The sequence below is a fragment of the Buchnera aphidicola (Chaitophorus populicola) genome (assembly GCF_964058995.1).
GTDB classification, from domain to species: Bacteria; Pseudomonadota; Gammaproteobacteria; order Enterobacterales; family Enterobacteriaceae; genus Buchnera_J; species Buchnera_J aphidicola_BO.
Genome location: NZ_OZ060382.1, coordinates 333,904 through 359,323, shown reverse-complemented (window position 1 = coordinate 359,323; position 25,420 = coordinate 333,904). Strand labels below are relative to the sequence as shown.

Genomic DNA, 25,420 nt, shown 5'->3' with positions numbered 1-25,420 from the left:
ATATTAATTTTTGATATATTTTTGTTTTAGCATTTCAATAGATGGTAATTTTTTTCCTTCAATAAATTCTAAAAATGCTCCTCCTCCAGTAGAAATATATGAAATTTGTTTTTTAATTTTAAACATTTCTATAACTGCTAATGTGTCTCCACCTCCAGCTAGAGAAAAAGATTTTTTATTATTTGCAATAGCATAAGAAATTTTTTCTGTTCCTAAACGAAATTTTTTAGATTCAAAAACTCCTACAGGTCCATTCCAAATAATAGTTTTTGCTGTATTTATAATTTTAATAAATTTTTTTATACTTTGATCACCTATATCCATAATTTCTTCATGATCAGTAATTAAGTTAGAATTTTTCATAAAATATTTATATTTTTTATTTTTGATACTAAAAGTCCTAGAGTCTATAGGAACAATTATATTATATTTTTTTATAAGATTTTTAGCTAATTTAATAAAATTTTTTTCATAGATAGATTTTCCAATATTATTATTAATTGCTAAAAATGTATTTGCGATACCTCCTCCTACTATTGTAGTATCTGATATTTTAGCTAATTTTTTTAAAATATTAAATTTTGTAGATATTTTTGATCCCCCTAATATTGTTATCAAAGGTCTTTGAGGATTTTTTATAGATTTTTTTAAAGATTTAATTTCAGATATAAGTAAAGGACCAGCGCATGCAATTTTAGCAAACATTCCTACTCCATACGTAGATGCTTCCATTCTATGGGCAGTTCCAAAAGCATCCATAACAAAAATATCGCATAAAGAAGCATATTTTTTTGCTAATTTTGTATTATTTGTTTTTTCTCCTTTATTAAATCTAACGTTTTCAAATATTATAATTTCTCCATAATTAATATTTATTGCATCATTAATATTTTTTATAAAATATATATTTGTATTTTTTAGTTTCTTTTTTAAATATTGAAATATTGGAAATAATGAATATTTTTCTTGAAATTTATTTTCTATAGGTCGTCCTAAATGAGATAAAATCATAATTTTAGATTTATTTTTTAACGCTAATTTTATTGTTGGTAAAGAAGCTTTAATGCGGGCATATGATGTAATTTTATTATTTTGCATTGGTACATTCAAATCTAATCTGATTAATATTTTTTTTTTTCTTATATTAATTTTTTTCATATCATTAATTAGCATATTTTACTCTTAAAAATTTGTGTAATTAATTAAAATAAATAAATTATAATAAATGTTATATATCATTATAATGTATGATTACAAATATAAATTATTTGTTTTAAATGTAAAGTTTTTAATTTTTTTAAATTTATTAATTTTATATTTAAAAATGTTTTTATTTAAAATAACTAAAATTATATATTTTTTAATTTTTTTAATAATTTTAAGAAATAGATTTAAATATTTTAATTTAGTTATTTAACCAAATTTTAATACCATTAAGAAACATTTGGGTTGATAACATAATTAATATTAATCCCATTAATCTTTCTAAAACATTTACTACTTTTTTTCCAAAAATATTTAAAAAAGCATCAGACATTAATAATATAATTAATGTTATACTCCAAGCTATACATAAAGAAACAATTAAATAATTTATATGTTGTGAATATTGATGAGATAGTAACATTAAAGTAGCTAAAACAGAAGGTCCAGCTACTAACGGAACTGCTAAAGGTACTAAAAATGGTTCTTCATGTGGTAAACGTGCATGGTTTTCATCTTCATTGTTAGGAAAAATCATTTTTATAGCAATAAAGAATAATATTATTCCGCCAGAAATAGATACAGTTTCTGTTTTTAGATTTAAAAATTTTAAAATATTTTCTCCAGAAAATAAAAAAAGTATCATAATAAATAAAGCAATACCCATTTCTCTAATTAATATTAAACGACGTTGTTGAGAATTAAAATTTTTTAAAATAGTCATAAAAACAGGTAAATTACCTAATGGATCCATAATTAAAAGTAGTAAAATAGTAGTTGAAATTATTGTTTGCATGGTTATTCTCCATTTTAAAAATGTTTCAAAAATCAGTTATAATAAATCTTATTTATTATATATTATTAATTTATTTAAAATAATTTTATTTTTTTTATTTTTATATATAAATATATTCTTTTAAAATAGTTGAATATAGTAGTATTATTAAAATTAATTTATAAATTTTTTTATTTTCTAAAAATTCTAAGAGGTGATTATTTTTTAAAAATTTTATAAAAATTTTTAATATAATCTTTAATTAATATTATGAAAAAAAAAGTTGGGTTTATTGGTTGGAGAGGAATGGTAGGTTCCGTTTTATTAAAAAGAATGTTAGAGGAAAAAGATTTTTCATATATTAAATCAATTTTTTTTTCTACATCTCAAATTGGTGAAAAGAATCCTAAATTTAGTAATTTTTTCTTTCCAGGTTTTTTAAAAGATGCGTATAACATAGAAGAATTAAAAAAGTTAGATATTATTATAACATGTCAAGGTAGTTTATATACTCAAAAAGTTTTTCCTATTTTACGTTCTTCTGGATGGTCAGGATATTGGATAGATGCAGCATCTGATTTAAGAATGCATAAAGATTCTTTAATTGTTTTAGATCCAATTAATAGTGTTAATATAAAAAAAGCTATTAATAATGGAATTAAAACTTTTGTAGGTGGAAATTGTACAGTAAGTTTAATGATGTTAGCTTTAGGTGGTTTGTTTCGTCAAAATTTAATTGAATGGGTTACATTTTCTACTTATCAAGCTGCATCTGGAGCTGGATCTGAATATATTAAGGAATTATTAAAGCAAATTAATTTTTTAAATCAATATTTATCTCAAAAATCTACATTTTCACAATCTATTTTAAAAATTGAAAAAAATATTACTAGTATTATAAAAAATTCTAATTTTCCAAAAAAAAATTTTCTTATACCCTTAATTTTAAATTTAATTCCATGGATTGACTCCAGTATGTTAAATGGACAAAGTAAAGAAGAATGGAAAATGGAAGCTGAAACTAATAAAATTTTATCTAAAACAAATAAAAAAAGAATTTTAATTGATGGGACATGTGTTAGAGTAGGTTCATTACGTTGTCATAGTCAATCTTTTGTCATAAAGTTAAAAAAAGATATAAATTTAAGTGAAGTAGAAAAAATATTAGAAAATGATAATCAATGGGTTCAAGTTATTCCAAATAATAAGGAATCTAGTTTACAGAAATTAACTCCTTTATCTGTTACCGGAACCTTAAATATTCCTATAGGTAGATTAAGAAAATTAAGTCTCGGTTCAAAATATTTATCTGCATTTACTATAGGAGATCAATTGTTATGGGGAGCTGCAGAACCTTTAAGAAGAATGTTAAAATTTTTAATTTAATATAAATTTATAAATTACAGAAATATATTTATTTTTTTTTTAATAAATATGAATAAGGAATATGAGAAGTATTAGATTTAACTAAAATATAATTTAAAAAATTACATAAAAGCGGTATTTCTCTTTTTGTTGTTATATCATCTGTAATAATTATAATTAAATCTCCGATTTTTAATGATCGGAGTTTTTTTTTTAAGAAAAGCATTGTGTCAGGGCATCTTAATCCTGTTAGGTTTAAAATATTTTTTTTATTCATTTTTTGATATTATGAGATAATTTTATAAAATTTTTTTATATCAATTCAATTTTTAATTAAAAATTAAGCAAATTTCTTTTAAAATAATCCATATTGATTTTTGTTTAATATTTTTGATAGATATTTCAACTCTTACTAAATGTTTTATAATTTTTAAAAAATTTTCATAGCTATTTTTTTTACTTGCATTAACGTAAATTTGTTTTTTATATCCCCAAATTTTTTTTTTTTTAAGAAAATTTTCTTGTTCAATTTCTGTATTTTTTTTTTTTAATAAAATTAAAGTAATTATTTGATTTTCTAAATATCTTATTATACTTAAAGGAGAAATTTTATTTTTATATAAAGTATGTAATATTAATAAAGATTTTTTGTATTTTCCTAAAAATAGATAATAAATCCATTGAAATATTGTATATTTTTCTTCAGTAAATATTATTTTTTTTATATGTTTAATAGTAATTTTTTTTTTTGGAAAAACTAAAGAAAGAATATCTAAATTTTGATGTAATAATTCGATATTTAAATAGTAATTTTTATACAGTAAATTTTTAGCTTCATTACTAATTGTGTTTTGTTCTAAATATTCTTCAATCCAATTTAAAAATTCTTGTTTTTTTAATTCAAAACATGGGATAAAAATAAAATTATTAGAAAGTGTTTCTTGAATATTTTCTGTCATAAAATTTTTATAATTTTTTTCATTTAACATTAATATAATAATATTAGATTTGAATAAAACATTATTTTTTTGAATATATTTAATAATTTTTTTTTTTATATTATGAATAAATATTTTTAAAATTATTATTTTTTTTTTAAGAAAACAGTCTTTTTTTTTACATTCATAAAAAAAATTTTCCCAATTTTTTTCATTTTTTATCTCAATATTTTTATAATTTAAAATATTTATTTTTTTAAATGCATTTAAAATTAAATTTTGATGTTTTTGTATTAGAAAATTTTGTGTTCCGTAAATTATATAATTAGAATAATTTTTTGTATAAATATTATTAAGAATATTTTTTAAATTTATATAGTTCATTGAATATATATGATTTTATTGTTTTTTTATTTTGTGAAAAATATTTAATTATGCAGTAATTAAATTTAAAACTTTTTTAGGAATAAAAAATGTTTTTATAATTTTTTTTGCATTAATTTTTTTTATTACTTTATTTTTTTGTATAGCTATATTAAAAATTTCTTGTTCAGATAATGTTTTTTTACTTGAAATAAGACAACACATTTTTCCATTAATTTGAATAATAATTTTATTTGTAGAAGACAAAATAAATTTTTTATCAATTTTAGGCCATTCATGTATGTTAAAATTAGATTGTTTTTTAAAGTTTTTTAAAATTTTATAACTTAAATGTGGAGTAAATGGACTTAATAATTTTAAAATAACAATTAAACATTCTCTAATTATTATATAATGATTATTTTTTTTAATAATGTTTTTTTTTAAATATTTAAAAAATTTCATAATATGAGATATAGCAGTATTAAATGATTGTTTTTTTTGAATGTCTTGAGAAACTTTTAATATTGTTTTAAATAAATAAGAATATATATTTTTATTATTTTTTTTATTTATATTAATATCTTTTTTTTTATTTTTTTTAAATATATAAAAATTTTTATAACATGTATTCCATATTTTTTTTAAAAATCTATGCATTCCTTTTAGTCCGCATTCATTCCAATACAAATCAGATTCTACTGGCGCTGCAAACATGATAAATAATCTTATTGAATCTGCTCCGTATTTTTTAATAATTTTTTTAGGATTAACACCGTTATTTTTAGATTTAGACATTTTCATTATTCCTGCATGAATAATTTTTTTTTGATTGAATTTTTTTATAAAAATAATTTCTCCTATATTATTTTTTTTTATTTTAAGTTTTTTTTGATTAACCCATATTTGCGTATTTTTTTTATTTAGATAATAAAATGCATCTGATAAAACCATACCTTGACATAATAATTTTTTAACAGGTTCATTATTTGGTACTAAATTAAAATCTCTTAATAATTTATGGTAAAATCTAAAATATATTAAATGCATAGTGGAATGTTCAATTCCTCCTATATATTGATCTATTGGTAACCAATATTTTGCAGCATTTATTTTAATCATATTTTTTGAAGAATTTGGACATGTATATCTAGCATAATACCAAGAAGATTCGATAAAAGTATCAAATGTATCATATTCTCTCGTAGCTTTTTTTCCATTTATTGTTATATTAGCCCAATTTTTTAATTTATTTTTATCATAATAATCATGAAATTTAGGTAATAATACTGGTAGATTTTTTTCTGGAATAGTTAATATTTTATTTTTTTTTGTTATTGCTATCGGAATTGGTGTTCCCCAATATCTTTGTCTAGATATATTCCAATCTTGTAATTTATATTTTATTTTTTTTTTTCCTATTTTTTTTTTTTTTATTTTAGATATTATTTTTTTATTTATTTGAATAATATTTTTTTCTAAAATTTTAAAAGAATAATTTTTTGAATAATGAAAATTTTTTTTATAAAAATTGAATTCAGTTAGACTATGTTTAGGAGATGCAATAATAATATTTTTACCATATTTAATAGAAACAAAATTAGCTATCCAAATTGGTAGTTCTTTTTTATTTAAAGGATTAATTGCAATTTGATTTGTATTTATTCCAATATTTTTAATTTTTTTAAAATTTGACACTGATGCAAGTTTTTTTTTTTGTTTTTTAATAAATTTATAGATTTTAAAATCATTTTTTATTAAATCTGTAAGAGATTCATGATCTGGAGATATTGCAATATATTTTGCATCTAACAAACTATAAGGTTTAGTTGTGTATCCTTTTATAAATTTTTTATTTTTTTTTAATTTTAAATTTATTTCTACTCCTTTTGTTCTACCAATCCAGTTTTTTTGCATATTTTTAACTTTTTTAGGCCACATTTTTAATGTTTTTAAATCTTGATATAATTCTTCTGCATATTTTCTTATTTTTAAAAACCATTGTGGAATTTTTTTTAAGATTACTTTAGTATCACATCTCCAACATTTACCTTTAATAACTTGTTCATTTGCGAGTACTGTTTTATCTTTTGTACACCATTTAACTAAAGAAGTTTTTTTATATACTAATTTTTTTTTATACAATTGAATAAAAAACCATTGTTCCCATTTATAATATTTTGGATCACATGTAGAAATTTCTCTACTCCAATCATAACTAAAACCTAAAGATTTTAATTGTTTTTTCATGTATTGAATATTTTTTTCTGTCCATTTTTTTGGTTTTTTTTTATTTTTAATAGCTGCTATTTCAGCAGGTAATCCAAATGCATCCCATCCTATTGGTTGTAAGACATTTTTGCCTAACATACGTTGATATCTTGATATTACATCACTAATAGTGTAATTTCTTACATGTCCCATATGAAGTTTTCCAGAAGGATATGGAAGCATAGGTACGCAATAATATTTTTTTTTATTTAAATTTTCTGAAGCATGAAAATAATTTTTTTTATTCCATTTATATTGGATTTTTTTTTCAATTTTAATTGGATTATATTTTTTTTTCATTTATATTCCTCTTGTTTTTAATATTTTTTTAAATATTAAAAATGTTATAAATTTTTTTATTTAAAAAAAATTATATAAAAAATTTTAAAAAAATAATTATTTTATTTTTTTAAATATATTTTGTAAAATATCTGTAACAGTTATTAATCCGTTAATAATTCCAAATTCATCTATAACTATAGACATAAAATTTTTATGTAGATAAAATTCTTTTAAAGTTCGATTTAAACATTGACTATCAGGAATAATAATTGGTTTTTTAATAATTTTTGTTAATAAAAATTTTTTATGAGTATGATGAATGAATTTAAATAGATCATTGGCTATTAAAAATCCTTTAACATGATTTTTATCATAACTTATAATTGGAAATCTAGAATAAGATGATTGAATAATTATTTTTACACATTTATTAAATGTATCATTAATATTTAAAGTAATCATTTTAGTTCGAGGAATCATAATATCTTTAACTTTTTTAGTTTCTATATTTATTATTTCTTTAATTATTTTATAAGTATTTTTAGTAATTAATTGGTTTTTATTAAATTTATTTATAAAATATAATAGTTCTTTTTTATTTTCTGGTTCTTCACTAAAAATATTATTTAAAAATTGTGTAATAAATCCTTTTTTTTTATGCATAATATGTATATCTCTTTTATATTAAAATTAAAAATATTTTTATATAAATTATATTTATAATTAAAATATAATATATTTTAATTAAAATTATTTATTATAAAAATATGGATTTTTAAATCCTAAAGAAATCATATTTTTTATTTCTAATTTTTCCATTTTTTTTTGACTAGATAAATTATTATGAATATAACCCATTAGATGTAAGACACCATGAATAATAATATGCGCCCAACGTTCAGATATTTTTTTATGATATTTTTGAGATTCTTTTTCAATTACATTTTTACAAATAACTAAATCTCCCATTAAAAATGTATTATTATTTTTTTTAGGATCTATAATAGTAAAAGATAAAATATTCGTTTTTTTATTTTTTTTTTTATACAAATAATTTAGTTTTTTTATTTTATTTTTACTTACAATTATTAGTGTAATTATCGTTTTTTTTATAGATTTATTTATAATTTTTTTAATCCATTTTTTAATAATTTTTTTTTTTGGTATATTTTTTTTATCTTTTATAAAATATTGTATATTTATTTTGATCATTTTAAATTATATAAAATTAAATATTTTAAAAAAATTATTATTTATATTAATAAAATATTTTTATAATTCTCCTTTTAAATTTTGCATATACGCATTTTTAATTTTAACATTAATAATTTTTCCAATTAATTCTTTAGATCCTTGGAATAAAACTGTTCTATTATTTTGCGTTTTTCCAAATAGTTTTTTTTTATTATTTTTGTATATAAATTTTTCTACTAATACTGATTGACATGTTCCAATCATTTTTTTACTCCAAAAATTTGTATTTTCTTGTATTTTTTTTTGCAATAGATATAATCTTTCTTTTTTTTCTTGTAAACTTACGGAATCTAATAAACGTGCCGCTGGCGTTCCTGGTCGTTTAGAATAAATGAAACTAAAACTCATATCGAATTTTATTTCATCAACTAATTTTAAAGTTTTTTGAAAATCTTTTTTTGTTTCTCCAGGAAAACCAATAATAAAATCAGAAGTAATTTGCATATTTGGTCTATGTAACATTATTTTTTTTATAATTTTTTTATATTCTTTAATACTATAATTTCTTCTCATTTTTTTTAAAATTCTATTTGATCCACTTTGCACTGGTAAATGTAAGTAACTAACTAATTTTGGAACTTTTTGATAAGTTTTAATTAAATCATTAGTGAACTCCATTGGATTACTTGTAATAAACCGTATTCTCTGAATTTTATGAATTTTAGATATTAATTTTATTAAATTTGATAATCTAAAAATATCTTTATTTATAGACTTACTTTGATAAGAATTAACGTTTTGCCCTAATAAAATTATTTCTTTTGTGCCATTTTTTGCTAAAAATTTTGCTTCAGATAAAATTTCTTCTGGAGTACGACTAATTTCTTTTCCTCTAGTATGTGGAACGATGCAAAATGAACAACATTTATTACATCCTTCCATAATAGAAATATATGCACTAATTTTTTTTAAAGAATGATATTTATAAAATTTATATTTTTTTAAACTATTTGATTGAACATTTGTAATTTTTTTTCTTTTTTTTAAAATTTTTTTAACCATTTTTGGTAAACGATGAATTGTTTTTGGACCGAACACTATATCTACATATGACGCTCTTTTATAAATTTTTTTTTTTTCTTGTTTAGCTACGCATCCTCCTACTGCTATAATTAATGTATTTTTAATATTTTTTAATTTTTTCCATCTTCCTAATTGATCGAATAGTTTTTCTTGTGCTTTTTCTCGTACAGAACATGTATTTAAAATAATTAAGTCAGCTTCGTCTGCTTGATTTGTTAAAGTATATTTTAGTTTTTTGCGAAGTATTTTAAATATTATAGATGAATCATATTCATTCATCTGACAACCCCAGGTTTTTATATGTATTTTTTTCATGATTTTATTTATTTAATAAAAATTATATTTTAAAAAATATATTTTATATTGCAATTTCTGCTTTTATAGAAGAATAAGGTTTATAATTTTCGATTTTAAAATCTTTAAATTTGTAATCAAAAATAGATTTTCTTTTTTTTACTATTTTTAATAAAGGTAGTTTTTTTGGTATTCTTTTTAATTGTTCTTTAGCTTGTGATAAATGATTAATGTATAAATGAACATCTCCTCCTGTCCAAATTAATTCTCCTAAATTAAAATTACATTGTTGAGCAAACATATTAATTAAAATAGCATAACTAGCTATATTAAATGGTAATCCTAAAAATACATCACAAGATCTTTGGTATATTTGACAACTTAAAGTATTATTAATTACATAAAATTGAAATAATATATGACATGGAGGTAAAGACATTTTTTTTATATCTCCTGGATTCCAACTAGATACTATAATTCTTCTTGAGTTTGGATCCTTTTTTAATAAATCTATTGCAGATTGAATTTGATCAATTTTTTTTTTATTTATAGTTTTCCATTTTCTCCATTGTGCTCCATATATTGGACCTAGATCTCCATTTTTATTAGCCCATTGATTCCAAATATTTATTTTCTTTTTATTAAGATATTTAATATTTGTGTCTCCTTTTAAAAACCATAGTAATTCATAAATAATTGCAGAAATATTACATTTTTTTGTAGTGATTAATGGAAATTGGTTATTTAAATTAATTTTTATTTGATGACCAAAAATAGATAAAGTATTTATTCCTGTTCGGTTTTTTTTTATTTGTCCGTTTTTTAATATTTTTTTTAATAATTTTAAATATATTTTCATTTTTTTTTTTTTTTATTTTTTAAGATTTTAAGGTATACAAAAAATAAATAGAATTTTTGTAGGATTTATATGATGTATGTTATTTAATTATTTTTTTATGTAATAAGAATATATTAGATTTTTTTTTATATTTTAAATATATATTAAAAATTGTTTTTTTATACAAAATATATTATGTATTTTAAATATAATTAGATATTTTAAGAAAAATAAATTAAATTAATAAATTTTTTTCATATTATAAAGTATTTATTAACATATTGCTTGAAATTTCAAATAAAATTTAAATTTCTAAAGATAACATTTCTTGTATAGTTTGTCGTCTTCTAATTTGAATGAAATTATTTTTTTTTATTAAAATTTCAGGAATTAAAGGTCTACTGTTATAATTAGAAGACATAGATGCTCCATAAGCTCCTGTATCATGAATTATTATATAATCCCCAACTTTAACTATAGGTATTTTTATAGAATATAAATCATTATTTTCTTTTTGTGTAAATATATCTCCAGATTCACATAAAGGACCTCCGATAATAACTTTTATCATGTTTGAGTAATCTAAATTTCTGTTATCCATAGGTAATACAGAAATATAATGATAACTTCCATATAATACTGGACGTATTAATTCGTTAAATCCAGAATTTAAAAGTAAAAATGTTCTATTTTTAACATTTTTAATACTTTCTATTTTAGATACTAATAAACCAGATTCAGCAACTAAATATCTTCCAGGTTCTATTTCTAATTTAATTTTACAATCTAATTTTTTAGAAATTTTATTTCTAGATTTATTCCATATTTTATAATAATCTTTTATATTAACTTTTTCTTTGTAATTTTTATAAGGAATAGTTAAACCGCCGCCTGTTGATATGTAAGATATTTTATGATTTATCGATGTAGCTTGAGTCCACATTGCTTGACAGACTTTTTTTAAATGAATATAATTTACGCCTGATCCAATATGAATATGTAAACCAATTAATTTTAAATTAAATTTTTTAATTAATTCATAAGCTTTTTTTAAATTCCAAATGCCATGTTTACTATTTTTCCCTCCAGTATTTGTTTTTTTGTGATGACCATGCCCAAATCCTGGATTTATTCTAACCCATACTTTATGTTTAGGAGAGTATTTTCCAATTTTTTTAATCATATCTATAGATCCAATATTAATTGGAATTTTGTGTAAAATAACTTTTTGTAATGTATTATCTTCAATAATATCAGAAGTATAAACAATATCTTCGCTATTACCTTTAAAGCCAGCTTTTAAAGCACGTTCAATTTCTCCTAAGGATACAGCATCTACTTTTACTCCATTTTTTTTCATAATTTTTAATATATGAATATTAGAGCATGCTTTTTGAGCAAATCTAATAATATCAAATTTTTTTAATTTAGATATTTGTTTTTGAATGATTTTTTCATGATATATCCAAATTGGAGATTTGTATTTTTTAATAATTCTTAAAATTATTTCTGGATTAACCTTATTTAATTTTTTTTTTAAAATATTCATTTTATTATTTTTTTATAGTTAAAGTTATTTTTTAATAAATCTCATATTAGGAAACATAATTACATCTTTAATATTTTTTTGATTAGTAAAAATCATTGTTAATCGATCAATTCCAATACCTAATCCAGCTGTAGGAGGCATACCATGTTCTAAAGCTAATATATAATCTTTATCATATTTTATCTTTTTATTTTCTTTAAACTTTTTTTGTTCTATTTGCATCTTAAATCTTTTTTTTTGTTCTTCAGGATCATTTAATTCTGAAAATCCATTTCCTATTTCATAACCTCCGATAAAAAATTCAAATCTATCAGAAATATTTTTTTTATCATTTTTTTGTCTTGCTAAAGGAGAAACTTCTATTGGGTATTCTGTAATAAAAGTTGGATGTATTAGTTTTTTTTCGACTGTTTTTTCAAATATTTCTGTAATAATTTTACCTATTCCCCATTTGTTTTTAATCTTTAATTTTAATTTTTTTGCAATTTTTTTTATTTGATCAAAATTTTTTAAATCTTTTGGATCAATAAAATTATTAAATTTAACAATAGATTCTTGCATAGTTAATTTTGAAAAGGGTTGTTTAAAATTAAAAGTATTTTTTTGATATTTTATTATATAATTTTTTTTAATTTTTTTTAATAAGTGTTTTATTAAGTTTTCTAAAAATTTCATAAGATATTTATAATTAGAATATGCAAGATATATTTCCATCATAGTAAATTCTGGATTATGACGTGAAGATACTCCTTCGTTTCTAAAATTTCTATTAATTTCAAATATTTTCTCAAAGCCTCCGACAATTAAACGTTTTAAATATAATTCTGGAGCAATTCTTAAATACATTTTTTTATTTAAAGAGTTATGATGTGTAATAAAAGGTTTAGCAATAGCTCCTCCAGGAAGATTATGTAGCATAGGCGTTTCTACTTCTAAAAATTTTTTTTTATGCATATAATTTCTAATAATAGATATCAATTGAGATCGTATTTGAAAATTTTTTTTTAAATTATGATTAGAAATAAAATCTAAATATCTTTTTCTATATCTTATATTTTTATCTACTAATCCATGAAATTTTTCTGGAAGAGATCTAAGCGCTTTTGTTAATAAAATAAATTTTGTACAATTTATAGTTAATTCATGAGTTCTAGTTTTGAAGATTGTACCAATAATTCCTATGATATCTCCTAAATCAAGATTTTTAAATTTATTAAAATTATTTTTTATAGATGTAAAAGAGTTTTTTTTAGCGTATATTTGTATTTCTCCTTCTGAATCTTGTAAACGCATAAAACCTGCTTTTCCCATAATTCTTTTTTGTATTATTCTTCCTGCTGTTTGAATTTTATTTGTATTATTTTTTAATTCATTTCTATTCTTTGAATTATATTTTAGATATATTTCATTGAAATAATGTTTTTTTTTAAATTGATTTGGAAAATTAAATCCTTGTTTTTTTAATTCTTGTAATTTATATTTTCTATTTATAAATTCGTTGTTTTTATTTTTTTTTTCTAAAATTTTTTGTTTTGTCATATTTTATAGTCCTAATTTTAAACTTTTTTTAATAAATTTATTAATATTTCCGTTTAAAAATTTTTGTATTTCACGTGTTTCTAATTTAGTTCTTTCATCTTTTATACGAGAATTATCTAATATATATGATCTAATTTGATTTCCCCAATTAATATCTAATTTTTTTGTATCTATTTTTTTTTTCTTTAAAGCTTGTTTTTTCATTTCTATGGTAAATATTTTTGAAATAATTTGTTGAATAGCATATTTTTTATTTTTATGTTGAGATCTATTATTTTGACATTTAACAATGATTCCAGTTGGTATATGTTTTATTCTAACAGCTGATTCTGTTTTATTTACATGTTGACCTCCAGCTCCAGATGCTTTATATACATCTATTTTTAAATCTGATTTTTTAATTTTTATTTTTTTATTTTTTTTTATAATAGGATAAATAAAAATTGAACTAAAAGAAGTATGTCTTTTATTTCCTGTGTTAAAAGGACTTTTACGTACTAATCTATGTATTCCTGATTCTGTTCTTAACCATCCAAATGAATATTTTCCTTTCACTTGAATTGTTGAAGATTTAATACCATTAAACTCATCATGTATAATTGAAATAATTTTTGTTTTAAAATTATTTTTTTGAGCCCATTTTAAATACATTTTAAATAATATTTTAGACCAATCTTGAGCTTCTATCCCACCAGATCCAGATTGAATTTCAATATAACAATTTTTTTTATCATATTTTTTTTTAAACATATTATAAAAATTTAAATTTTTAATTTTATTTTTAATTTTAGATATATTTTTTGAAATATCATTTAATATGGATAAATCATTTAATTCATAAGACAAATTTAATAAATTTTTATTATCTTTTAATTTATTTTTTATTGATTTTAATAAATAAATTTTTTTATAAATATTTTTTTTTTGTTTATTAAGATTTGTAATTAAACGTATTTTTTTCCAGTTTTTTTTATTTTTTAATTTTTTTTTAATTTCTTTATATTTTTCTTGATATTTTTTTAATTTAAAGATATCTCCTAGTTTTTTTTAATTTAGAAGAATATTTTGATATTTTTTTTAGCATTTTTTTAATTATTTTCATTTTTTTATTCTCTTAAATAAATAAATTTAATATAAATAAGGTTTATTAAAATTTTTTTATATATTTTTAATATGTTAATATTTTATATGTTAAAATAATTTAAAAATTATATATTTTATTTAAAATATTTTTCTTTTCAAGAATTATATTTTCATATAATATTTAATTATTATTTATTTTAAAAAAGTTTTTTAAAAATTTGCAATCATGAAAAAATTTTATTTTTCAAAAAATATTATTTTACCTGCAGAAAACATATTCTTTTCTATTGTGCATTTAGATAAATGGATTTTAGTTGAAGTATCCGGAAAAGATAATAAAAAATATTTACAGAGTCAAATTACTGCAGATATTAAACATTTTTCTGTAAATCAATATTTTTTATGTGGACATTGTAATCATCAAGGAAAGATTTGGAGTACAATATTACTTTTTCGAAAAAAAAATAGTTATTTTTATATGTTACGCAAGAGTGTATATAAAACACAAATTCAAGAAATAAAAAAATATTCTATATTTTCTAATATAAAAATTAATATAAATAAAAAATTTACTTTATTAGGAATATTAGGCAAAGAATCACGTTTTTATTTAAGTAAAGAATTTAAATTTTTACCAAATAAAAAAAATCCTGTTATACATATAAATAATATAACTATTTTATGGTTTAAAAAAATTACAGAGAGATTTTTATTTATTTATCCAAATAAAAAAATTTTTAATTTTTTAAAAAAAATTAAAAAAAATGCTGTATTTAATCAAAGTGAACAATGGTTATCTGTAGATATTGAAGAAAAAATTCCAATTATTGAAAAAAATAATCTTATTACTTTTTTTCCGCAAAATATTAATTTAAATAAATTTATTAACGGAGTTAGTGTAAATAAAGGATGTTATATTGGACAAGAACAAATATCTAAAATAAAGTATAAAAAATTAAATAATCAATGTTTATGTATTTTATATAGTTTATATCGAAATAGTAAATTTACTCCAGGAGATTTAGTGTATATAAAAAATAAAGATTCATGGATAAAGAAAGGTATTTTATTAGTTTCAGTTATAGTAAATAAAAAATTTGTTTATGCACAAGTAGTTTTAAATAAATCTTTTAAAAATAATTTTATTTATAGAATAAATAAAAGTTATTTTTATAATTATTAATAATTGCATTATCTATAAATAAAGATATATTTTTAATTTTAATAAAATGCTATTTAAGATTTTATCATTAAATTTATAATTTGATTAAATTTATTTAAATTATTTTATAAAATAAATTTTTAAATATTTTTAATAACATGTTAACGTTTATGAGTATAAATTTTTATATGAAAAAATTAGGAATACTTTTTATAATTTCAGCACCAAGCGGAACTGGTAAATCTAGTTTAATTAAATCTTTTATAGAAAAAGAAAAATCTTTAAAAATGAATATATCTATTTCATTTACTACACGAGATATTAGACCTCAAGAAAAAAATGGAATTGATTATAATTTTATTTCTAAAAAAAAATTTAAATCAATGATTTATAAAAAAGAATTTTTAGAATATGCTAAAGTTTTTAATAATTATTATGGCACTTCATTAAAAAATATTAATAGACTTTTATCAAAAGGAAAAAATGTATTTTTAGATATAGATTGGCAAGGAGCACAACAAATAAAAAAAAAAATTCCTTATTCTAAAAGTATTTTTTTATTACCTCCTTCTAAAAAAGAATTATTTTTTAGATTAAAAAAAAGAAATCAAGATAATAAAAAAGTAATTTTAAATAGAATGAAAAATTTTTCAACAGAAATTAAACATTATTTAGAATATGATTATTTATTAATTAATGATAACTTTGATCGAGCATTATCTAATTTAAAATTTATTGTATCAGCTTGTAAATTATCTATTTATTATCAAAGTATCAAATATAAAAATTTAATTAAAAATTTATTAAAAAAATAAATATATTATATTTTTTTTCTAGAAGCATATCTTCTTTTATTTTCTGTAAGTATTTTTTTCCTTAAGCGAATAGATTTAGGTGTAATTTCTATTAATTCATCATCATTAATAAAACTCATTGCTTGTTCTAATGTAAAATTTATTGGTTTAACTAAATTTATAGCTTCATCTGTTCCAGAAGCTCTCATATTAGTTAATTTTTTTCCTAATAAACAATTTACAGTAAGATCATTAGATTTGCTGTGCATACCAATAATTTGACCTTCGTATACTTGTGCACCATGACCTAAAAATAATTTTCCTCTATCTTGCAAATTAAATAATGCAAAAGCTACAGCATTTCCTGTACTATTTGATATTAGTACTCCATTTCTTCTTTGTCCAATTTTTAATTTAGATGATTTAGCATAATGACTAAAAGATGAGTAAAATAAACCTGTTCCAGAAGTAATATTTATTAACTCAGATCGAAAACCAATTAAAGATCTACTAGACATAGTATATTCTAATCTAATTCTATCTTTATTATCTGCAATCATGTTTTTTATTTCTCCTTTTCTTTCACCTAAATATTGCATGATCACCCCTTGATGTTTATTTTCTATATCTAAGATAATATTTTCAAATGGTTCGCTTTTTATACCATTAATATTTTTAAATATTACTTTTGGACGTGAAACTTCTAATTCATATCCTTCTCTTCTCATATTTTCTATTAAAATAGATAAATGTAATTCTCCTCTTCCTGAGACACAAAATATACTTGAATCATTTGTTTCTTCTACTTTTAATGCTACATTATGTTTTTTTTCTTTATTTAATCGATCTAAAATCTGTCTTGAAGTAATATATTTTCCTTCTTTTCCCGATAAAGGTGAAGAATTTACTGCAAAAAACATTTTTACTGTTGGTTCATCAATGTTTAGTTTAGGAAGAGCAATATTATTTTTTATATCACATATGGTGTCTGAAATTTTTAAGTTTTCTATTCCAGTAATTGCAATAATATCTCCTGAGTATGCTTTTTTTATTTCAACTTTTTTTAATCCACAATATGTAAGTAATTTATTAATTTTTCCAAAATAATGCTTTCCTTTTTTATCAATAATTTTAATATTTTGATTTACTTCTATAAATCCTGATCGAACTCTTCCTATTCCAATTACTCCAAGATAATTATCATAATCTAATTGTGAAATTTGCATTTTAAATTTTTTATTAATATTTTTTTTTGGAGCAGGAGTATATTGAATTATAGCATTAAATAATGAAGTCATATTTTTTTCTAATTTATTGTAATCTAAACCTGATAAGCCTAATAAAGCAGATGTATATATTATAGGAAAATCTAATTGAGCATCAGTAGCGTTTAAATTAACAAATAAATCAAAAATTTGATCTATAACCCAATCTGGACGAGCATTTTTTCTATCTATTTTATTAATTACTAAAATTGGATTAATATTATATTTAAATGCTTTTTCTGTAACAAATCTGGTTTGTGGCATAGGTCCATCTAAAGCATCAACTACTAATAAAACAGAATCTACCATGGATAAAACTCGTTCTACTTCTCCTCCAAAATCTGCATGTCCTGGAGTATCTACAATATTAATTTTATATTTATTCCATGTTAGAGAAGTATTTTTAGAAGTAATAGTTATTCCTCTTTCTTTTTCTAAATCATTACTATCCATTACTCTTTCTTTTGTTTTTTCATGACTTTTGAATACACCTGATTGTTGTAATAATTTGTCGATTAAAGTAGTTTTTCCATGATCAACATGTGCGATAATTGCTATATTTCTAAATTTTTGATTCATTAAATATGCCCTTTAATTTTTTAATTTATGTAAAAAGATAATTACATTTTGTATCAAAAAAATAAGTTCTTAATTTATTTAAGATTTTATATATATTATATTATATTAATATTAAATATTTTAAATTTTTTATTTATATAAATATATTATTATTTTTTTATTTATTTTTTTTAAATTTATCAAGTAAAGTTAACAATTTTTTAATATCAATATAAGGAAAATATGAAAAATTTAAAATTTCAGTCTGCTATTTTTTTAAAAAGTTTTTTAAATCTTAATGAAATAAATATTCATTCAGGTCTTGAAATAATTTGTCTTGGTTATTCAAATACAGGAAAATCTACTTTAATTAATGTATTATGTAATCAAAATAAATTATCTCGAGTAAGTAAATCTCCTGGGCGTACACAATTAATAAATTTTTTTCAAATTAATAAAAATTTTAGAATAATAGATTTTCCAGGATATGGTTATTCTAAATTTCATAAAAATTTTAGTGTTATATGGATAAAAAAAATTAAAGAGTATATCAAGAAAAGAAAAATGATAATTGGAGCAATTATTATAGTAGATATAAAATTTTTTTTTAAAAAAATTGATTTAGATATTATAAATTTTTTAAATAAAAAAAATATTGAAATAATTATTTTATTAAATAAATGTGATAAAATTAATTATAATTTAAGATGTACAAAGTATATTTTAGCACAAAAAAAACTTGAATTATTAAATGTTTCAGCATCAGTACAGTTGTTTTCATCTTTAAAAAAAATTGGGATTTTAAAACTAAAAAATTCTTTAAATAATTTATATTTTAGAAAAAATAAATAATTTATTTTTAAATATTTATTTAAACCAGTTTTTTTTTTCAAAAGATTTAATAAGACTTTTAAAATTATATTTTTTAAATTCATTTAAAATTTTTTTTTTCATAGGTTTTTTTAATTTAAATTTTTTTTTTAGTAAAGATAATTTAATATTTACTTGTATTTTAGATAACGAATAAGACATAAATGCAATTTTTTTATTTTTTTGAAATATTTGAGAAAGATTTTTTGCGTTTCTAATATTTAATAATGATAATTTATTTAAATTTTTATAAATTTCTTTTAAAGATTTAAAATGTTTAAGAATTTTTTGAGCTGTTTTAATTCCAATTCCAGGTATTCCAGGAATATTATCTGATTGGTCACCTGCTATTGCTAATAGATATTTCATTAATTTCGGAGTAGTACCAAATTTTTTTATTACTTCTTTTTTTGTAATTATTTTATTTTGATGATTTAGAATATATATTTTGGAATTTATTATTTGAGTGATATCTTTATCATTTGTTAAAATTAATATTTTTTTTTCATATTTACTTTGATTGATTGCAACTGTACAAATAATATCATCTGCTTCAATTCCTGGTATTTGTAATACTTTAATACCCATATATTTAATAATTTTTATTAATTTTTGAATTTGATTTTTTAAATCTTTTGGAATTTTTAATCTATTAGATTTATATTTTTCATATATTTTTTTTCTAAAAGTTTTTTTTTTATGATCGAATACTATAATTATTTTTTTAGGTTGATATTCATAAAGAATTTTCCTCAACATAAGTAATACACCATATATTGCACCTGTTGATTGCCCTTCTTTATTTTTAAAATTTTTAAAAGTAAAATAAGATCTATATAAATAATTTGTTCCATCAATAATTATAACTAATTTTTTTTTATATAATTTCATATATATATTTATAGTAATTAAAAGAGTAAATATTTAAAATACATTTATTAATTAATCTTAAATTATAACACTTGATTTTATATTTTTTTATCTATTCTAGAGACAAATATTTTTTAATGAAAAATATATTACATATATTAAATTTTTAATTTTTTTTACATACTAAAAATGTATAATTATTATATTAATTTTTATATTAGTAATTTAATAATAAAATTTTTAAATATATTTAATAAAAATTTTTTTGTTTTAAAAAAATTATTAGAGATTTATTGTAGTAAAATAAAATATTGTAAAATAAAGTATTTTACTACGTAATAATTTTAATATATAAATATATTATTTTTTAATTTTAAGCTCTTTTAATCCATTATATGGAGTATTATAATCTTTTAAATATTCTTCAATTCTAATTAATTGATTATATTTTGCAATTCTATCTGTTCTACTTAACGATCCAGTTTTAATTTGACCAGCAGATGTTGCAACAGATAAATCTGCGATAGTAACATCTTCAGTTTCTCCTGAACGATGAGAAATAATTACATTATAGTTTGATTTTTGAGCTGTTTTAATAGTTTTTAATGTTTCTGTTAAAGTTCCAATTTGATTAGGTTTTATTAAAATAGAATTAGCAATTTTATTCTTAATTCCTTTCTTTAAAATTTTATTGTTAGTAACAAATAAATCATCTCCTACAATTTGAATATTTTTACCTAAAATTTCAGTTTGATATGCAAATCCTTTCCAATCTGATTCATGTTGTCCATCTTCAATAGACAAAATAGGATATTTATATGACAGCTCTTGTAAATAATGTGTAAATTCATAAGAACTAAATTTTTTATTTTCACCTTTAAGATAATATTTTTCAGAATTAATATCATATAATTCAGATGCTGCACAATCTATTGCTAGAGTAATATCTTTTTTAATAATATATCCAGATTTTTCTATTGCTTCTAATATTAAAAGAATCGCTTCTTCATTAGAATTTATATTTGGAGCATATCCTCCTTCATCACCGACGGCTGTACTCATATTTTTTTTTTTTAGTATTTTAGATAATGAATAAAAAATTTCACATCCTATTCTGATAGCATGTTTAAAATTTTTTGCAGATACTGGTTGTATCATAAATTCTTGAATATCAATATTATTATTTGCATGTTTTCCTCCGTTAATAATATTCATCATAGGTAAAGGCATAGAATATTTTTTAGAAGTATTATTTAAATCTGCAATATGTTCAAATAAATTTACTTTTTTAAATATAGAAGCAACTTTAGCATTAGCTAAAGAAATAGCTAACATTGTATTTGCTCCTAATACAGATTTATTTTTAGTTCCATCTAATTCTATCATAATTTGATCAATATTTTTCTGATCTAATGAATCTTTGTATAATAATTCTTTTGATATTAAATTATTAATTAAAGAAACAGATTTTTTAACGCCTTGACCGTGAAAACGTTTTTTATTATAATCTCTTATCTCTAATGCTTCTTTAGATCCTTTAGATGCTCCTGAAGGTACTGAAGCTCTTCCAATTAAACCATTTTTAATATGTACTTCTGCTTCTACAGTAGGATTACCTCTAGAATCAATAATTTCTCTACCAATAATTTTTATTATTTTAGACATTTTTCCCTCGTAATATATTTAATGTATTTTAGATATAATTATTTTTCTATTTTTTTATATTTTATCGATACTTTAACAAATCTTTTAAATAAAGGATGTCTATCTCGAGGTATAGATGTAAATTCTAAATGAAATTGACATGCAAATAAATTAAGATAATTTTTTAATTATATAATTTTAACAATTTTTTTTAAATTCTGTAATTTTTAAATTATTTTCTGAACTTGTGAAAAAAAATTTTAGTTTATTTAGTATTTTTTTATATTTTTTTATAAAAATCTTCTACAAAGATCTAGAAAAATTATTTTTTTAAATACAATTTTTATTTTTTAATTTTATATATTTATAAAATTTTTTTACTATTTTTTATGTAAAAAAATTTTTAATTTTTTAATTAGAGATATAAAAGAATTTTTATAATATGAAGAAAATTCAGAAGAATTTAAATTTTTTATATCTATGATATTTTTTTATAAATTTAATAAAAAAAATTTATAAACCTAAAAAAAATATAAAAATAATATATTTTTTAGCATGTTATGTAGATAAATATTTTTTTAATGTTTTTTTCAAATCCTCTTGGTATTAATATTCTATATAATTTCTTTAATTAATTTCAGTTTATTTATTAATTTTTTTTATATTAATTAATTTTATAAATATTTTTTTAAATTTTATAATTAAATTTCTTAATATTTCAAGAACTGATTTATAAGAATTATTTAGTAAAAGATATTTATCTATAATTCTCATTGTAACATTTTTTATTAATATTTTTTCTTCTTTTATAATAGTTTTTATTTTATTAAATTTGTATCATTTTTTAAATAAAAATATTTAAAAATATATTAATTCAACTTTGTGATTTTAATATATTAGGAAATATTAAAAATAAATTTAAAGTTTTTTAAAATTAACAACTATTTGTGTAAGAATTATTAAATAAAGAAAAATTTTTTTTGAATTTTTTTAGATTTATAAATTAAATATAAGATTAAATTTTAATAGATAAAATTTTTTTAATAGAATATTGAGTAGACTTAATTTTTATTTTATTAGAAATAAAATATATAGAATTAAATTTAAATGAATATAAACAGTATATTGTTCTTTTATAATTAATAGTTTTTTAATATGTTTTTTATAAAAATAGAAAAGATTTAATATCTGAAACTATACTTTTATTTTAATAATATAAATTTATTTTTTACATGATTTTTTTATAATTGATTATAATGTAAAGAATGAATTTCGTAGTTTTTTAAATAATCTATTTTTTTAGAATTTTTAATATATTTTTTTAACAATAAAATTATTATAACGATTTTTTTTTAACATAAGTAAATCTTTTATAATGTATAAATCTAAATTTTTTCTACGTTATCTTCTGTGATAAATATATTTTTTATATTAAATAAGATTTATAGTAATTAGATTTAAAATTAATATATGAGTTTAACTTTATAATTTTAATGTTTAATTAGAATTTTTTTAAGAAACTTTTAAGATTTTATAGTAATTTTTTTCCTTAAAAAAATATTATTTTAGATAGTAATAAAAATATATTTAGTTTATACAATTTTTAAAAAATTCTTTTATATAATTTCTTTAAATAATATTTTTTAATAAAAATATATTTTATTAAAAAATAATTATTTAGTATTTTTTCCCTTTTAAAGAAATAGTTTTATTAAAAGTAATTTTCTTGTTTTTAATAGTTTCTCTTTTATCAATTACAAAATAACCTTCTCTTTCAAATTGAAAAAATTTTATATCTGTATTTTTAATTAGATTTTTTTCTATAAGTCCATTTTTAATTTTAATTGATTTATTATTAATATATTTTAAATAATTTTTTGTTGTATCTGGGTTTTTGATTGAAAAAATATGTTGAAAAATTCTAAATTTAGCTGAAATAGAATTTTTTTTAGAAATCCAATGTATTACACCTTTTATTTTTCTATCTGTAGGATTCTTATTTAAAGTATTTTTATCATATGTACAATAAATTTTTTTTATATGACCAAAAGAATCTTTTTTAATTTTTTGTACTTTAATTATATAAGAATATCGTAATCTTACCTCTTGTTTCATAGTTAATCGTCTATATTTTTTATTTGCTTTTTCTTGAAAATCATTTTTATCAATATATATAATTTTATTAAAATAAATTTTATGAGTTCCCATATTTGGATATAAAGGATGATTATTAACAATTATTTTTTCATTATGTTGGTCAGGTAAGTTTGTAATAATAATTTTTAATGGGTTTATAATTGCCATAAATCGATAAGCGATATTATTTAAATGGTTACGTATACAGTGTTCTAATAATGAAAATTCAATTAAATGATTTTTTTTAGATACTCCTATTTTTTTACAGAAATTAATAATAGATTCAGGTGTGTATCCTCTTACTCTTAGTCCAGATATTGTTGGCATTCGAGGGTCATCCCATCCTGCTACAATTTTATTTTTTATTAAAGTTTTTAATTTTCTTTTTGAAAGAATAGTATATTCTAAATTTAATCTAGAAAATTCATATTGTTTAGCATGTTTTTTTATGTTTAAATTTTTTAAAATCCATTGATATAATTGATTATTATCTAAAAATTCTAACGAACATAAAGAATGAGTAATTTTTTCTATAGAATCTGATATACAATGACTAAAATCGTATGTAGGATATATACACCATTTTTTTTTTGTACGATAATGTGCAATATTTTTTATTCGATATAAAACAGGATCACGCATAACGATATTTGCTGAACTCATATTAATTTTTGCTCGTAAGCATAAATCACCATCTTTAAATTTTCCATTTTTCATATCTTTAAATAACTTTAAGTTTTCTTTAACAGTTTGATTTCTATAAGGACTATTTTTTCCTGTTTTTTTTAAAGTACCTCTATATTTTTTTATTTCTTTTTTAGATAATTGATCTACGTATGCTAATTTTTTTTGTATTAATATTTTTGCATATTTATATAGTTTTTTAAAATACTGAGATACATAAAAACTTTTTTTATTCCATTTATAACCGATCCATTTAATATCTTTTTTAATTGCTTTAACATAAATTTTACTTTCATGATTAGGATTTGTATCGTCAAATCTTAAATTACATTTTCCATGATATATTTTTGCGATTTCAAAATTTAAACATATTGATTTAGCATGTCCAATATGAAGGAAACCATTTGGTTCTGGTGGAAATCTAGTATGAATTTTTTTATATTTTTTATTTTTAAGATCTTGATTAATAATTTTATAAATAAAATTTTTAATTTGATTAATTTGAATCATTTATTTTCCATTTATTTGAAGTATAGAATAATGCTAGGTTAGTAAATTTCTTAGACTAAAAGAATATTTTTTCTTTATAGAATTTTTATTTAGTATATGATATAATTTTAAAAATTTAAATTTAAGAAATATTTATAAAAATAAAAATTT

20 protein-coding genes are annotated in these 25,420 nt (G+C 18.7%); 4 read left to right on the top strand and 16 right to left on the bottom strand.

What is annotated here, in order from left to right; translation table 11 throughout:
- Positions 1-3: 3 nt before the first annotated feature.
- Positions 4-1,173, bottom strand: coding sequence for a phosphoglycerate kinase (locus AB4W57_RS01635; RefSeq protein WP_367677415.1), 1,170 nt, complete (start codon positions 1,171-1,173; stop codon positions 4-6).
- A gap of 232 nt (positions 1,174-1,405) precedes the next feature.
- Complete coding sequence (locus tag AB4W57_RS01630) at positions 1,406-1,999, bottom strand: YhgN family NAAT transporter (protein ID WP_367677414.1); 594 nt, start codon at positions 1,997-1,999, stop codon at positions 1,406-1,408.
- A gap of 249 nt (positions 2,000-2,248) precedes the next feature.
- On the opposite strand from AB4W57_RS01630, the gene asd reads away from it, so the two are divergent.
- Positions 2,249-3,364, top strand: a complete 1,116-nt coding sequence (asd, locus tag AB4W57_RS01625; RefSeq protein ID WP_367677413.1) for an aspartate-semialdehyde dehydrogenase — start codon at positions 2,249-2,251, stop codon at positions 3,362-3,364.
- A 28-nt stretch (positions 3,365-3,392) separates the two neighbouring features.
- Here asd and tusA read toward each other — a convergent pair whose 3' ends face one another.
- The 10 genes from tusA to prfB all read right to left on the bottom strand — a co-directional run bounded on the left by tusA (position 3,393) and on the right by prfB (position 14,726).
- A complete protein-coding gene (tusA, locus tag AB4W57_RS01620) occupies positions 3,393-3,620 on the bottom strand; it encodes a sulfurtransferase TusA (RefSeq protein ID WP_367677412.1) in 228 nt (75 codons plus the stop codon).
- Between the two features lie 52 nt (positions 3,621-3,672).
- The gene (gene holA / locus AB4W57_RS01615; protein ID WP_367677411.1) at positions 3,673-4,665 is read right to left on the bottom strand and encodes a DNA polymerase III subunit delta; all 993 of its coding nucleotides are present in this window, start codon (positions 4,663-4,665) and stop codon (positions 3,673-3,675) included.
- A 48-nt stretch (positions 4,666-4,713) separates the two neighbouring features.
- Positions 4,714-7,215 carry a class I tRNA ligase family protein gene (locus AB4W57_RS01610; RefSeq protein ID WP_367677410.1) on the bottom strand — a complete coding sequence of 834 codons (2,502 nt, stop codon included), beginning with the start codon at positions 7,213-7,215 and terminating at the stop codon, positions 4,714-4,716.
- 96 nt (positions 7,216-7,311) lie between these two features.
- Positions 7,312-7,860, bottom strand: coding sequence for a CBS domain-containing protein (locus AB4W57_RS01605; RefSeq protein ID WP_367677409.1), 549 nt, complete (start codon positions 7,858-7,860; stop codon positions 7,312-7,314).
- Between the two features lie 87 nt (positions 7,861-7,947).
- Positions 7,948-8,409, bottom strand: coding sequence for an rRNA maturation RNase YbeY (gene ybeY / locus AB4W57_RS01600; RefSeq protein ID WP_367677408.1), 462 nt, complete (start codon positions 8,407-8,409; stop codon positions 7,948-7,950).
- Between the two features lie 60 nt (positions 8,410-8,469).
- A complete protein-coding gene (gene miaB / locus AB4W57_RS01595) occupies positions 8,470-9,789 on the bottom strand; it encodes a tRNA (N6-isopentenyl adenosine(37)-C2)-methylthiotransferase MiaB (RefSeq protein WP_367677407.1) in 1,320 nt (439 codons plus the stop codon).
- Positions 9,790-9,832: 43 nt separating this feature from the next.
- The gene (thyA, locus tag AB4W57_RS01590; RefSeq protein WP_367677406.1) at positions 9,833-10,627 is read right to left on the bottom strand and encodes a thymidylate synthase; all 795 of its coding nucleotides are present in this window, start codon (positions 10,625-10,627) and stop codon (positions 9,833-9,835) included.
- 283 nt (positions 10,628-10,910) lie between these two features.
- On the bottom strand, positions 10,911-12,155 hold the full coding sequence (lysA, locus tag AB4W57_RS01585; protein ID WP_367677405.1) for a diaminopimelate decarboxylase: 1,245 nt from the start codon (positions 12,153-12,155) through the stop codon (positions 10,911-10,913).
- A gap of 24 nt (positions 12,156-12,179) precedes the next feature.
- Positions 12,180-13,694: a lysine--tRNA ligase gene (gene lysS, locus AB4W57_RS01580; protein WP_367677404.1), complete on the bottom strand. Its 1,515-nt coding sequence runs from the start codon at positions 13,692-13,694 to the stop codon at positions 12,180-12,182.
- Positions 13,695-13,697: 3 nt separating this feature from the next.
- Positions 13,698-14,726, bottom strand: a complete 1,029-nt coding sequence (gene prfB, locus AB4W57_RS01575) for a peptide chain release factor 2 (protein ID WP_367677724.1) — start codon at positions 14,724-14,726, stop codon at positions 13,698-13,700.
- Positions 14,727-15,003: 277 nt separating this feature from the next.
- Here prfB and ygfZ point away from each other — a divergent pair, with 277 nt between their 5' ends.
- Complete coding sequence (ygfZ, locus tag AB4W57_RS01570) at positions 15,004-15,960, top strand: tRNA-modifying protein YgfZ (protein ID WP_367677403.1); 957 nt, start codon at positions 15,004-15,006, stop codon at positions 15,958-15,960.
- Between the two features lie 167 nt (positions 15,961-16,127).
- On the top strand, positions 16,128-16,754 hold the full coding sequence (gmk, locus tag AB4W57_RS01565) for a guanylate kinase (protein ID WP_367677402.1): 627 nt from the start codon (positions 16,128-16,130) through the stop codon (positions 16,752-16,754).
- 5 nt (positions 16,755-16,759) lie between these two features.
- Here the strand turns inward: gmk and typA are convergent, their stop codons facing one another.
- Complete coding sequence (gene typA, locus AB4W57_RS01560) at positions 16,760-18,577, bottom strand: translational GTPase TypA (RefSeq protein ID WP_367677401.1); 1,818 nt, start codon at positions 18,575-18,577, stop codon at positions 16,760-16,762.
- Between the two features lie 222 nt (positions 18,578-18,799).
- On the opposite strand from typA, the gene yihA reads away from it, so the two are divergent.
- Complete coding sequence (yihA, locus tag AB4W57_RS01555; protein WP_367677400.1) at positions 18,800-19,408, top strand: ribosome biogenesis GTP-binding protein YihA/YsxC; 609 nt, start codon at positions 18,800-18,802, stop codon at positions 19,406-19,408.
- A 15-nt stretch (positions 19,409-19,423) separates the two neighbouring features.
- Here the strand turns inward: yihA and AB4W57_RS01550 are convergent, their stop codons facing one another.
- From AB4W57_RS01550 to AB4W57_RS01540, 3 genes are all read right to left on the bottom strand, one after another.
- The gene (locus AB4W57_RS01550) at positions 19,424-20,317 is read right to left on the bottom strand and encodes a 5'-3' exonuclease H3TH domain-containing protein (RefSeq protein WP_367677399.1); all 894 of its coding nucleotides are present in this window, start codon (positions 20,315-20,317) and stop codon (positions 19,424-19,426) included.
- 339 nt (positions 20,318-20,656) lie between these two features.
- Positions 20,657-21,961, bottom strand: coding sequence for a phosphopyruvate hydratase (eno, locus tag AB4W57_RS01545; RefSeq protein ID WP_367677398.1), 1,305 nt, complete (start codon positions 21,959-21,961; stop codon positions 20,657-20,659).
- Between the two features lie 1,656 nt (positions 21,962-23,617).
- Positions 23,618-25,270 carry a glutamine--tRNA ligase/YqeY domain fusion protein gene (locus AB4W57_RS01540; RefSeq protein ID WP_367677397.1) on the bottom strand — a complete coding sequence of 551 codons (1,653 nt, stop codon included), beginning with the start codon at positions 25,268-25,270 and terminating at the stop codon, positions 23,618-23,620.
- Positions 25,271-25,420: the final 150 nt, after the last annotated feature.

Bases quoted from the DNA above. Each gene is read 5' to 3' on its own strand.
- AB4W57_RS01635 (WP_367677415.1), bottom strand. From the start codon at position 1,173: ATGCTAATTAATGATATGAAAAAAATTAATATAAGAAAAAAAAAAATA.
- AB4W57_RS01630 (WP_367677414.1), bottom strand. From the start codon at position 1,999: ATGCAAACAATAATTTCAACTACTATTTTACTACTTTTAATTATGGAT.
- asd (WP_367677413.1), top strand. From the start codon at position 2,249: ATGAAAAAAAAAGTTGGGTTTATTGGTTGGAGAGGAATGGTAGGTTCC.
- tusA (WP_367677412.1), bottom strand. From the start codon at position 3,620: ATGAATAAAAAAAATATTTTAAACCTAACAGGATTAAGATGCCCTGAC.
- holA (WP_367677411.1), bottom strand. From the start codon at position 4,665: ATGAACTATATAAATTTAAAAAATATTCTTAATAATATTTATACAAAA.
- AB4W57_RS01610 (WP_367677410.1), bottom strand. From the start codon at position 7,215: ATGAAAAAAAAATATAATCCAATTAAAATTGAAAAAAAAATCCAATAT.
- AB4W57_RS01605 (WP_367677409.1), bottom strand. From the start codon at position 7,860: ATGCATAAAAAAAAAGGATTTATTACACAATTTTTAAATAATATTTTT.
- ybeY (WP_367677408.1), bottom strand. From the start codon at position 8,409: ATGATCAAAATAAATATACAATATTTTATAAAAGATAAAAAAAATATA.
- miaB (WP_367677407.1), bottom strand. From the start codon at position 9,789: ATGAAAAAAATACATATAAAAACCTGGGGTTGTCAGATGAATGAATAT.
- thyA (WP_367677406.1), bottom strand. From the start codon at position 10,627: ATGAAAATATATTTAAAATTATTAAAAAAAATATTAAAAAACGGACAA.
- lysA (WP_367677405.1), bottom strand. From the start codon at position 12,155: ATGAATATTTTAAAAAAAAAATTAAATAAGGTTAATCCAGAAATAATT.
- lysS (WP_367677404.1), bottom strand. From the start codon at position 13,694: ATGACAAAACAAAAAATTTTAGAAAAAAAAAATAAAAACAACGAATTT.
- ygfZ (WP_367677403.1), top strand. From the start codon at position 15,004: ATGAAAAAATTTTATTTTTCAAAAAATATTATTTTACCTGCAGAAAAC.
- gmk (WP_367677402.1), top strand. From the start codon at position 16,128: ATGAAAAAATTAGGAATACTTTTTATAATTTCAGCACCAAGCGGAACT.
- typA (WP_367677401.1), bottom strand. From the start codon at position 18,577: ATGAATCAAAAATTTAGAAATATAGCAATTATCGCACATGTTGATCAT.
- yihA (WP_367677400.1), top strand. From the start codon at position 18,800: ATGAAAAATTTAAAATTTCAGTCTGCTATTTTTTTAAAAAGTTTTTTA.
- AB4W57_RS01550 (WP_367677399.1), bottom strand. From the start codon at position 20,317: ATGAAATTATATAAAAAAAAATTAGTTATAATTATTGATGGAACAAAT.
- eno (WP_367677398.1), bottom strand. From the start codon at position 21,961: ATGTCTAAAATAATAAAAATTATTGGTAGAGAAATTATTGATTCTAGA.
- AB4W57_RS01540 (WP_367677397.1), bottom strand. From the start codon at position 25,270: ATGATTCAAATTAATCAAATTAAAAATTTTATTTATAAAATTATTAAT.